Annotated in this window: 11 protein-coding genes and 1 pseudogene; 7 read left to right on the forward strand and 5 right to left on the reverse strand. The window is 69.4% G+C overall.

Going from position 1 to position 10,977, the window contains the following annotated elements:
• The 3 genes from ACREEF_RS14430 to ACREEF_RS14440 all read left to right on the forward strand — a co-directional run.
• On the forward strand, positions 1 to 946 hold a 946-nt coding region (locus ACREEF_RS14430), incomplete at its 5' end, for a homoserine dehydrogenase (RefSeq protein ID WP_431566266.1).
• A 2-nt stretch (positions 947 to 948) separates the two neighbouring features.
• On the forward strand, positions 949 to 1,911 hold the full coding sequence (locus tag ACREEF_RS14435) for a homoserine kinase (protein ID WP_431566267.1): 963 nt from the start codon (positions 949 to 951) through the stop codon (positions 1,909 to 1,911).
• Between the two features lie 87 nt (positions 1,912 to 1,998).
• Positions 1,999 to 3,177: a helix-turn-helix domain-containing protein gene (locus ACREEF_RS14440; protein ID WP_431566268.1), complete on the forward strand. Its 1,179-nt coding sequence runs from the start codon at positions 1,999 to 2,001 to the stop codon at positions 3,175 to 3,177.
• A 71-nt stretch (positions 3,178 to 3,248) separates the two neighbouring features.
• On the opposite strand, the gene ACREEF_RS14445 is transcribed toward ACREEF_RS14440, so the two are convergent.
• Positions 3,249 to 3,614 (reverse strand): T6SS immunity protein Tdi1 domain-containing protein, encoded by a 366-nt coding sequence (locus ACREEF_RS14445; RefSeq protein ID WP_431566269.1) that lies wholly within the window; start codon positions 3,612 to 3,614, stop codon positions 3,249 to 3,251.
• A gap of 216 nt (positions 3,615 to 3,830) precedes the next feature.
• On the opposite strand from ACREEF_RS14445, the gene ACREEF_RS14450 reads away from it, so the two are divergent.
• Positions 3,831 to 4,775 (forward strand): DUF5996 family protein, encoded by a 945-nt coding sequence (locus ACREEF_RS14450; RefSeq protein ID WP_431566270.1) that lies wholly within the window; start codon positions 3,831 to 3,833, stop codon positions 4,773 to 4,775.
• A gap of 3 nt (positions 4,776 to 4,778) precedes the next feature.
• On the opposite strand, the gene thrC is transcribed toward ACREEF_RS14450, so the two are convergent.
• Entirely contained in the window at positions 4,779 to 6,167 is a 1,389-nt protein-coding gene (gene thrC / locus ACREEF_RS14455; RefSeq protein ID WP_431566271.1) for a threonine synthase, read from the reverse strand.
• A gap of 153 nt (positions 6,168 to 6,320) precedes the next feature.
• On the opposite strand from thrC, the gene ACREEF_RS14460 reads away from it, so the two are divergent.
• Positions 6,321 to 7,265 carry a pepsin/retropepsin-like aspartic protease family protein gene (locus ACREEF_RS14460; protein WP_431566272.1) on the forward strand — a complete coding sequence of 315 codons (945 nt, stop codon included), beginning with the start codon at positions 6,321 to 6,323 and terminating at the stop codon, positions 7,263 to 7,265.
• A 1-nt stretch (position 7,266) separates the two neighbouring features.
• Here ACREEF_RS14460 and ypfJ read toward each other — a convergent pair whose 3' ends face one another.
• The 3 genes from ypfJ to erpA all read right to left on the reverse strand — a co-directional run bounded on the left by ypfJ (position 7,267) and on the right by erpA (position 9,164).
• Positions 7,267 to 8,118, reverse strand: coding sequence for a KPN_02809 family neutral zinc metallopeptidase (ypfJ, locus tag ACREEF_RS14465; protein ID WP_431566273.1), 852 nt, complete (start codon positions 8,116 to 8,118; stop codon positions 7,267 to 7,269).
• 82 nt (positions 8,119 to 8,200) lie between these two features.
• A complete protein-coding gene (locus ACREEF_RS14470; RefSeq protein WP_431566274.1) occupies positions 8,201 to 8,593 on the reverse strand; it encodes a DUF2756 domain-containing protein in 393 nt (130 codons plus the stop codon).
• 217 nt (positions 8,594 to 8,810) lie between these two features.
• Positions 8,811 to 9,164 carry an iron-sulfur cluster insertion protein ErpA gene (gene erpA / locus ACREEF_RS14475; protein ID WP_431566276.1) on the reverse strand — a complete coding sequence of 118 codons (354 nt, stop codon included), beginning with the start codon at positions 9,162 to 9,164 and terminating at the stop codon, positions 8,811 to 8,813.
• A 103-nt stretch (positions 9,165 to 9,267) separates the two neighbouring features.
• Here erpA and ACREEF_RS14480 point away from each other — a divergent pair, with 103 nt between their 5' ends.
• Together ACREEF_RS14480 and ACREEF_RS14485 are read left to right on the forward strand one after the other, a co-directional pair.
• The gene (locus ACREEF_RS14480) at positions 9,268 to 10,455 is read left to right on the forward strand and encodes a deoxyguanosinetriphosphate triphosphohydrolase (protein WP_431566275.1); all 1,188 of its coding nucleotides are present in this window, start codon (positions 9,268 to 9,270) and stop codon (positions 10,453 to 10,455) included.
• Positions 10,456 to 10,534: 79 nt separating this feature from the next.
• Positions 10,535 to 10,977: pseudogene (locus tag ACREEF_RS14485) on the forward strand (SPOR domain-containing protein); the annotation flags it as partial.

The following is a 10,977-nucleotide window of genomic DNA, read 5'->3' on the forward strand; positions in this document are numbered from 1 at the left end:
TCCCGGACCGGTCCAGCCGAACGCGCCGCTGCGCGTGGCCCTGGCCGGTTGCGGCGTGGTCGGCGGCGGTCTGCTGAACCGCCTGCTGCCGGACAAGCGCTATGAGGTCGTCGGCGTTCTGGTCCGCAATCCGGGCAAGGCGCGTGATGTCTCGGCGCCCGCCGACCTGTTCACCAATGACGTCGAAGCCCTGCTGGCCAAGAAGCCGGACCTGCTGCTGGAGGCCCTGTCGGAAGGCGAGGCCGGTCACGCCCTGATCCGTCGCGCGCTGGAGGCCGGCTGCGACGTGGTCAGCGCCAACAAGCAGGCCGTGTCCCGCGATCCGGCGGGGCTGCAAGCCCTGGCCGCCGCCAACGGCTGTCGCGTCGCCTGGTCGGCCTCGGTCGGCGGCGGGGCGCCGATGATCGAGACCCTGCGCGCCGCCCGCGCCGCCGGTCCGGTCGCCGGTTTCGAGGCGGTGCTGAACGGCACGGTCAACTTCATGCTGCAACGCCTGGGCGAGGGCGCGGCCTTCGCCGACGCCCTGTCCGACGCCCGCGTGGCGGGCTTCGCCGAAGAAGACCCGTCCTCGGATCTGGAGGGTCACGACGCCGCCGCCAAGGTCAAGCTGCTGTCCTTTGAGGCCTTCGGCCACGCCCCCGCCGACCTGCCGCGCGACGAGCTGTCGGCCGAGACGCCGCTGGGCGACCGCCCGGTGCGCCAGATCGGCGCCTGCCATGACCGCGACGGTCATCTGGACGCCTCGGTCCGGCTTGACGGCGATCTGAAAGACGCGCTGTTTCAGTCGCTGAACGGAGAGAGAAACGCCTTGAAGGTCTATGGTCAGGACGGTCGCGTCTGGACGTGCAAGGGGCGCGGCGCCGGACGCTGGGCCACGACCGAGAGCGTTCTGGCCGATGTGGCCGATGTGGTGCGCGCCCGTCGCGCGGCGGCGGAGCTGGTCTGAACATGGCTGTCTTCACGCCCGTCGCGCCGGAACAGGCCGCCGACTATCTCATGCGTTACCCCCTGGGCGATCTGGTCGCGCTGACGCCGATCGCCGAGGGGGTCGAGAACACCAACTACAAGCTGGAGACGACGTCGGGCGCCTATGTCCTGACCCTGTTCGAGGGGCGGACGGACGCGGCTTCGCTGCCCTTCTGCCTGGGTCTGACGCGGCATCTGGCGGCGCGGGGTTTCCCGACGCCGTCGCCGGTGGCGGATCATCAGGGCGAGATCATCGGCCATCTGAACGGCCGCGCCGCCGCCATCCTGAACTGGGCGCCCGGCGCCTGGAAGCGCCAGCCGTCGGACAAGGAACAGTATCGCGCCGGTCAGGTGCTGGCCCTGCTGCACCTCGACGCCGCCGACTATGCCGCCTTGCGCCCGAACCCGGTCGGACCCGAGGCCTGGGCGGCGCTGGCTGCGCGCTGCGACGGACCGGCGAAAGGCGTGGACCGCAAGATGCTGGATCAGATCAAGGCCCTGCTGCCGCGTCTGGCCGAGCCGTGGAGCGATCCGGCCCTGCCGCGCGGGCCGATCCACGCCGACTACTTCCCCGACAACGTCCTGTTCGCGACCAACGAACATGGGAAATGCGACGTCGGCGGGGTGATCGACTTCTACTTCGGCTGCACCGACGTGCTGGCCTATGACCTGGCTATCGCCCTCAGCGCCTGGGGCTTCGACGCCGAGGGGCGGCCCATGCACTCGGCCCTGCGCGCCTTCCAGAAGGGCTATGAGTCCGTGCGGCCCCTGACGCCCGCCGAGGCTGCGGCCCTGCCGGGGCTGGGGGCGGCGGCGGCGGTGCGCTTCACCCTGACCCGCCTGCATGACCGTTTGTTCCACGACCCGGCCAACCTGGTCACGCCCAAGGACCCGGCCCCCTTCTTCCGGCGGCTGGACTACTGGAAGGCGGCGGAGACGGTCTGAACTCGCCGACGGAGCGTTTCCGAAGAGACTGCGGCGTCTCACGAAAGGGATATTGAGCCCGATCCGTCTCAGGAATGAGAAATTGATTTGGATACCGGCGGTGTCTCGGCCATTCAGGCGCCCATGGAGCCGATCATCATGGACACGACGGGGGGGCAGCTTCACTGCGAGCAGCCGATTCCGCGTGTCCATCACGTTCGGCTGCCCGGCGAACGGATGGTCGACCTGATGCGTCGCGCCGCCCATTCGGTGGCCTTCGCCTTCCATCTGGATCCCGAGGTAACCGCGGCTCAGACGGATCTCGAATACTCGGCCGAAACGGCGGTTCTGCTCGACGGCGTCATTTCCCGGTCGGTGCTGCGCGGGGCGGTGACCCTGGCCCGCGACGCCGAGCGCGTGGCGGCGACAGGCGCCGATCAGCTGTTTATCATCCTGGTCGAGGCGGGCACGGTCGATGTTCAGCCGACGCGCTCAGGGCGTCGCCTGCGTGAGGGCGACATCCTCATCCTTGACCTGAAGAAGGCCGCCACCCTGGTCAACACCGACTATACGGCGATGATGGTGGTCATTTCGCGCAGCCTCCTGCCCAAGGCCGCCCGCAATCTGGACCTGCACTGCACCGAGATCCGCGCCGATCACCCGCTGGCCCGCGTGATCACCAGCACCACCCATCGCCTGTGGGAGGATTCGCGGCGCATGACGCCCGCCCAGGGTTCGGTCGTCTTTCAGGGGGTGATCGAGATACTGGGCCTGGCCCTGACGGACACCCGGCGCGCGCGGGGCGAGGAGATGTCCCTGCGGGCCGGGGCCGAGGCGATCGTGGACGATCATCTGAAGAGCGCCGGCCTGACCCCGGCCTCGATCGCGGAGCGGCTGGGGGTGTCGCGCGCCACCCTTTATCGCACCTTCGCGCCCTATGGCGGGGTCGCGCGCTTCATCGACGAGCGTCGGCTGCAACGGGCCTGGACGCTGGTGTCGTCGCCGGTGGGCCCGCCGATCGCCGAGGTCGCCAGTCTGTGCGGTTATGCCAGCAAGGCGCGTCTCACCCGCGCCTTCGTCAGCCGCCTGAATGCGACGCCGGACGCCGTCCGCGCGGCGACGGGCGAGGCGCGAGACCGGCTGAACGAACGCGCCGCGCTGGAGATCATGGACAGCTGGGATCGCCGCTCCGGGCGCGCCACGGCGACCCCTGAACCGGCCGTCGAGGGACGGTATCGTCCGGCGCCTCGGCCGCTCGACAGCGGGGCGTTCGCCGCGCATCCGTGAAGACAGTCAGGGGGAGAGCGGGGCGGCTTCTCGCGCTCGGACGAGAGGCCGCTTTCGACCCGTTGCAGACGTTACCCGCGTTCAGCGCGCCACACCTTATGCAGTTGTCCCATCAAGGCTTGATAGACGTTCAGCGAGAAGATTTGGATATTCTCAAACTCGAAAGGGCCTCCGATCATCGGATGGTCCTTCCAGCCTAAGCATTCATCTGCGTTCGGAACTAATCCTTGCTCAAAGGCGATGGCCACCCAGTCGGCTGAGAACCAGAGATTTCGGTTCGCTTCATCGAGCTTCGCGTGATTGAACTCTGCTGCGCTCTCCGCAATCCACTTGTATTGCCCTTCGAGCGCATCGAGAGACCAAAGTGAACCGTCCGGCGCTCCGATAATCCAGTCGCCGAAGGCGCCGATCAAAAGCGGTGTGTGGTCTGACGGCACGAGCCACCTTTATTTTGTGAGAAGCGGACGCCAATCCACGTCGTGGCATGAGATAGAGAGGTCGCGCATAACCTTGACCGTATGGTGGAGGTGGTCGATCTGCAATATCCGCTTCCCACCCTGAGTTGTCGTCCACCAGGTCCACTTGCGACCCGGGCCATGCAACGATCTCGCCACGCGGGATTTTGAGGCAGGGGGCTGGCGAGGAGGCTGAGGATGGCGGCGCGCGCGGACGCATGGCCCGAACTGTCGGCGGCGACGTTGTGGCCGACGATGGAGACGCTGCAGCTGTGGACGCAGATCGTCGGCAAGGCGCGGCTGTCGCAGACGCCCTGGCTCAATCAAGGCTGGCACGTGACGCTGCGGGTGTCGGCGCGGGGGTTGTCGACCGGCCTCATCCCGCACGGCGGCGTCGGCTTTTCGATGGAGTTCGACTTCGTCGCCGGGGCCCTGGTCATCCGCGTCAGCGACGGGGGCGAGCGCCGGGTCGCGCTGAAATCCGGAACCGTGGCGGACTTCTACGCCGAGACGCAGGACGCCCTGAGCGCGCTGGGCGTGGCCTGCCATATCGATCTGAAGCCGAACGAAATGGCTGAGGCGACGCCCTTTCCGATGGACGAGCGGCATCGTCGATATGACGCCGAGGTCGCGCGCGACTACTGGCGGGCGCTGGTGCAGGTGGACCGGGTGTTCAACTTGTTTCGCACCGGGTTTCTGGGCAAGTGCAGCCCGGTCCACCTGTTCTGGGGCGCGTTCGATCTGGCGGTGACGCGCTTCTCGGGGCGGCCGGCGCCCCTGCATCCGGGCGGGGTGCCCAACCTGCCCGACGCGGTGACGCGCGAAGCCTATTCGCACGAGGTGTCCAGCGCGGGCTTCTGGCCCGGCGATCCGGGGCGCGAGCCCAGCTTCTACGCCTACGCCTACCCCGCGCCGGCCGGGTTCGAGACTGCGCCGGTCTCTCCGGCCGCGGCCCATTGGGACGTCGGTCTGGGCGAGTTCGTCCTGCCCTATGAGGCGGTGCGGGCCGAGGACGATCCCGACGCCGCCCTCTGCGCCTTTCTGCAATCCACCTATGAGGCCGCCGCCGATCTGGCGGCCTGGGACCGGGCGGTGCTGGAATGCCCGCAAGGGCGGCCGCGCCACCCGCGCTGGGTGGGTTAGGGGTTAGCCCGCGAAGCCCTTGACCGCCGCCAGCGCGGCCTCGGCCGTGTTGTCGATGATGGTCAGGCGTTCGGGCTGGTCGCCCAGGGCGTGGATGACGGGGGCGGGTTCCGGCTCGAAGCCCAGCACGTCCGAGACGAAGGCGCCGAACTTGGACGGATGGGCCGTCGACAGGGCGACGACGGGGCCGTCGGCGCGGTCCAGACTGCGCGCGGCGGCCAGGGCCACGGCGGTGTGCGGACAGACGACGCGGCCCCAGGCGGCGTGGGCGTGAGCGATCTCGGCCTTGGTCGCAGCCTCGTCGATGGAGACGCCGGACACCTCGGCGCGCAGGGCGGCCAGCAGGTCGGGCGACAGGGTCACGGACCCCTCGCGGGCGAAAGTCTCGAACACGGCGCGGGTGGCGTCGGCGTCGCGGCCGGACGCCTCATAGACCAGACGTTCGAAGTTGGACGGGGCCTGGACGTCCATCGACACGCTGCCGCTCTCGACGGCGGGGCGACGGGCGTAGACGCCCTCGTTCAGGGCGCGGGCCAGGGCGTCGTTCTGGTTGACGGCGGCGACGAAGCCCTTGACCGGCAGCCCCATTTTCTTCGCGGCGATGCCGGCGAAGGCGTCGCCGAAATTGCCGGTCGGGACGACGAAGGTCGCCGCCTGACCCAACTGGGCCGTGGCCGAGACGTAGTAGGGGATCTGTCCCGCCAGCCTGCCCCAGTTGATCGAGTTGACCGACGACAGGCGGCGGCCTTCGCGCAGGGATTCCTCGGCCAGCAGCCCCTTCACCAGACGCTGGCAGTCGTCGAAGTCGCCGCGCACGGCCAGGTTCAGGACGTTGTCGGCCTGCACCGTCGTCATCTGCTTGCGCTGCACCGGCGAGACGCGGTCCAGCGGGTGCAGCACCACCAGATTGATGCGTTCGGCGCCCGCGAAGGCGCGCACGGCGGCGGCGCCGGTGTCGCCACTGGTGGCCGTCAGCAGGGTCAGCTTCTGGCCCGTCGCGGCCAGGGCTTCGTCCGACAGGGCGGCGACCAGTTGCATCGCCAGGTCCTTGAAGGCGGCGGTCGGGCCGTGGAACAGCTCCAGCACGAAGAGGCCGGGCTCCAGTTCGACCAGGGGCGTCACCGCCGGGTGGTCGAAGCCGCGTGTCAGACGCTCCAGCGCCCGGTCCAGCGCGCCGGCGGGCAGGGCGTCGCCGATGAAGGGGGAAATCGCCTCTTTGGCCATCTCCGCATAGGTCCGCCCCGGTCGCGCCGCGTCGGCGGGCAGGGTCGGCCAGGCCTGCGGCATGTAGAGGCCGCCGTCGGGCGCGATGCCGCGCAGCAGGGCGTCGGCGAAATTGGTCGGGGCGGCGTCGCCGCGCGTCGAAAGGTAGCGGTCGGGGGAGGTGCTCATGACGGGTCGTTTCTAGCCGCAGGGCGGCGCTTCGTCATGATTATTTTGCGCCTGCGAAGGCGATTTCGCGGTTTTGCGCAACAAGATGACGAAAGGGCGGTGCGGCGCCGGAGGGGCTGGCGCATCGTCGCCGTCCGGTCCATGTCAGGGGCGATGAGACGCCGTTCCTTCCTGATCCGCGCGGGCGCCGCCGCGGCTGCTGTCGGCGGCGGCCTGTGGCTGAAGGACCATGTGATCTGGCGGCGGCCGGCGCTGCGCTTTCCCGATGGCGGGACCAGCGGCTGGTCGCCCTTCGTCGTCCATGACGCGGCTACCCCGACCGTTCGGGTGCGCATCGCCGGGCGCGAGGTCACGGCCCTGATCGACAGCGGGGCCCAGTATTCGGTGATCGACCGGGCCCTGGTCGAGGAACTGGGCCTGACTTCCTTCTTCGACATGCCGATGGTGGCCTACGGGGTCGGGGGCCAGCCGCAGGTCGGGCGCGGAGTGACGCTGGATCTGACCATCGGATCGCTGAGCGTCGGCGGGCTGCGCACGGCCATCCTCGACCTGGGGCCGCTGGCGGCGGAGGCGGGGCTGAGCGCGCCGCTGGTGCTGGGGCAGGATCTGCTGGGGGAGGCCGTGCTGGATCTGAACATGAAGGGACGACGCGCGCGGCTGGCTGATCCGGCGGATCATGTCGTCTCGCCCGCCCTGCGTCCTGTCCCGGTCAAACGCAGCGGCACGGCCCTGAGCGCCGAGGTGACGGTCGAGGGGGCGGTGATCCGGGCCGTGATCGACACCGGGTTCTCGTCCCTGATCTCTCTCAGCCAGGGCGCGGCCGAGACGGCGGGCCTGCTGGACGGGCGGGCCGAGACGGCCGGGTCCAGCATCGTTCTGGGGGGCGTGGCGCGGGCGCGGGTGATCGAGGCGCGGACCGTGACCTTCGGCGACGATCTGTGGCGCGGGGTGCGGACGCCGGTCTTCGCGGATTCGCCTCTGCCCAACTATCCCGACGCCCTGCTGGGCGTGGCGGCTTTTGAGGATCGCGACGTGAGTCTGGACCTGGGACGAGGCCGACTGCACGTCTCGCCCCAGATGGACCTGACGGTGGGTTAGGTTACAGCCCCTTGAAGGTGTCGCAGGCCGCCGGGTCGCCGGTCTGATAGCCGCGCTGCAGCCACTCGACCCGCTGGGCCGAGGAGCCGTGGGTGAAGCTTTCGGGCGAGACGCGGCCGCCGCCGCGCCGTTGCAGGGTGTCGTCGCCGATGGCCTGGGCGGTCTTCATGCCTTCTTCCAGATCGCCGGGCTCCAGCGCCACCTGGCCGCCGGAGACGGCGGCGGCGTTGCGGGCCCAGACCCCGGCGTAGCAGTCGGCCTGAAGCTCCAGCGCGACCGAATACTTGTTGCCCTCGGCCTTGGATCGGGCCGATTGCTGGGCGCGCTGCACCTGGTCGCTGGCGCCGGTCAGGGTCTGGATGTGGTGGCCGAATTCGTGGGCGATGACATAGGCCTTGGCGAAGTCGGCGCCCGAGGCCCCCAGCTTGGTCTCCATCTCGCGCCAGAAACCGAGGTCGAGATAAACCTTGCGGTCGGCGGGGCAGTAGAAGGGACCCATGGCCGACTGGCCGAAGCCGCAGCCGGTCTGGGTGCCTTGCTCATAGAGGACCGTGGTCGGCGGGGTGTAGCCGCGCAGCTTGGTCTTCCAGACGTCGTTGATGTTGGAGCCGACAACCTCGACGAACTGGCCGGCCTGATCCTCGGGGGAGCCCGTCTTGCCGGTCTGCTGGCCCTGGCTGGCGCCGCCGAACTGGCTGGCGACCTGCTGGGTCGTACTGGGGTCGATGCCGAAGACGAAGTAGCCGATGGCCGCCAGCACCAGTATGCCGATGCCGCCGCCCGCCACCGCCCCTCCGCCCATGCCGCGCCGGTCCTCGATGCCGCCGCCGCGCCGTCCGCCCTGCCAACGCATGATGTCGTCTCCGCCCTGATCCGATGCCCGAAGCTAGGCCGAAACGCAGGGATCAGGGAAGGGATGCAATTGCAGCGGGCGGTCAGTCCGGGCAACGGTCCAGCCAGGCGTCGATCTCGGTGAGGCTGCGCACCATCTCTTCGCGCCGGGCGGCCTGGGCTTCGCGGGCCTGTCGTTCCTGTTCCGGGGTGCGCGGGGCGTAGGCGGTTTGTGGGGGCAGGGGCGGCGTCGGTTGGCGCGCGGCCTCCAGCCGCTGGATGGTCAACTGGGTCTGCAGTCGCTGTTGCTGGGCCAGGGCCTCGCGTTCGGCGGCCTGACTGCGTCGGCGCTCCATCTCGACCCGGTGCTGGTCGGCGATGGCCGAGCCGGGATCATATCCAGGCGGCGGCGGACCCGGCCAGCCGGGCCAGGTCTGGGCGTTCGCGGTGAAGGGTGCGGCGGCCAGCAGCACGGACATGAGGATCAGACGGCGCATGAAAACAGAGATGGGAGTTGCGCGCTCTGTGCCAAGCAGAGCCGTAGTCCTTAAACACCACAACCGTCACCCTCGGGCTCGTCCCGAGGGCCCATCGTTCCGCGCACGCAGCATATCGTCGTGCTGATGGGCGCGCCACGCGGCGCAGCGCAGTTCTTGAAGCCGCCATAGGCCCTCGGGACGAGCCCGAGGGTGACGAGTGTTTTGGGGCTGGGCCCTAGATGGCGAAGCTGACGCCGCAGCCGCAGCTGGACGAGGCGTTGGGGTTGCGCACCACGAACTGGGCCCCGGCCAGCTCATCGACGAAGGCGATCTCAGACCCCTTGAGAAAGGGGATGGACACCGGGTCGATCACCGCCGCCTGACCGTCGCGACGGATGACCAGATCATCGGCCTCGGGCGCATCGACCAGCTCCAGTCGGTACTGGAAGCCCGAGCAGCCGCCGCCGTCGACGGCGACGCGCAGCATGACCGGCTTGCCTTCCGCCTCGGCCAGCTTGGCCAGACGTTTCGCCGCGCTTTCGGCCAGAAGGATGCCTTCCGGGGCGCGAGCGGAAACCGAAAGCGACAGGTCGCGGACTGATTCTGTGGATTGGACGGTGCTCACGCCTCTCTATATGAGGAGCGAACAGGCGTTCGCAAAGGCCTGTGCTGCAACAGAAGTGCTGTCCGCCTTGAGCCAGACCCGCGCGTCCTTCGCCGAAGACCCCGCCGCCAGCCGCGGCCGCCACGTTTTCGAGCCCGCCAGCCGCACCCGCACCCCCTTCGCCCGCGACCGCGACCGCATCATTCACGCCACCGCCTTCCGTCGCCTGAAGGAGAAGACCCAGGTCTTCGTGGCGCATGAGGGTGACCATTACCGCACCCGTCTGACCCACAGTCTGGAAGTGGCCCAGATCGCCCGGTCGCTGGCCCACGCCCTGCGGCTGGACGACGATCTGGCCGAGACCATCGCCCTGGCCCACGACCTCGGCCATCCGCCCTTCGCCCATGCCGGCGAGGACGAGCTGCAGGCCCAGATGGCCGACTACGGCGGCTTTGATCACAACGTCCAGAGCTTCCGCGTCATCACCGAGCTGGAAGTCCGCTATCCCAAGTTCCCGGGCCTGAACCTCAGCTGGGAAACGGTCGAGGGCGTCATCAAGCACAACGGCCCGGTGATGCATCACCTGGACGACCCGGCTTGGAAGACGGTCGCGGCCTATGCCCCCGGCGGGGCGGCGAACTGGGATCTGCGGCTGGACACCTTCGCCTCGCTGGAGGCCCAGTGCGCGGCCATCGCCGACGACATCGCCTACAACAACCACGACGTGGACGACGGGGTGCAGGCGGGTCTGTTCACCCTGGCCGACCTGGCCGACGTGCCCTTGATCGGGCCGTGTCTGGCCGAGGTGCGCCATGACTGGCCCGCGCTGGACGACCGCATGGTGCGTCTGGAGGCCGTGCGCCGGATGATCGGCCTGATGGTCGACGACGTCCTGGCCGAGACCGAGCGGCGGCTGGCTGCGCACCACATCGTCACGGTCGAGGACGTGCGGCTGGCCCCGCAGATGATGGTGCAGTTCTCGCCGGCCATGATGGCGGACCTCGGCGTGCTGCGCCGCTTCCTGTTCGAGCGGATGTATCGCCATTACCGCGTCAACCGCACCCGCAGCCAGGCGCGGCGCGTCCTGTCGCAGCTGTTCCACCTGTTCATGGAAGAACCCGAGGTCATGCCGCCCGAATGGTCGGCCCCGGCCCTGTCGGAGGATCCGGTCAAGCGGGCGCGGGCGGTGTGCGACTATATCGCCGGTATGACCGACCGCTACGCCATCGAGGTGCACGGCAAGCTGTTCAGCCTCGACCTGGCGCTTGATCTGTGATTCGAAAGCGGCCACGGGCGGGCTAGACTGATACATCCCGGCGCCGATTCGCGCGGGGCCGATCCAGAAAGCGCGACCCATGTCCTACGACGACGATCACCGAGGCACCCCCCACGCCGGCCGCGAGCGGGGGGCCTATACGCCGCCCACCGACGACGACCTGCCGTTCGAGCGTCGCAGCTATGATCCCCGTCGCGCCCCGGCCGCCAAGGCGCCGCCAATCACCCTGATCATCAGCATGGGCGTGTTGATCGCCTTGATCATCGCCCTCGCTTACATGTGGGGAACGTCGGGCGCGCGGAAGTCAGGTGATGTACCGCCCGCCGTCGGCGCGCCGGTCGAAAGCATGAAGGTCGAGGCGCCGCTGGACGCCCAGCCGATCGACCCGGAAGCCGGCGTGCGCGTCTATCGCGACGGCGGCGAGGCCGTCGGCGCCGCCCCCACCTTCACCCCCGGCCCGGAAGCCGTCGAGCCGCGTCCGGCGCCCCAGCCTCTGCCCGCCGCGCCGACGGCCCTGCCGCC

Source organism: Brevundimonas sp. (assembly GCF_050729455.1).
Classification (GTDB): domain Bacteria; phylum Pseudomonadota; class Alphaproteobacteria; order Caulobacterales; family Caulobacteraceae; genus Brevundimonas.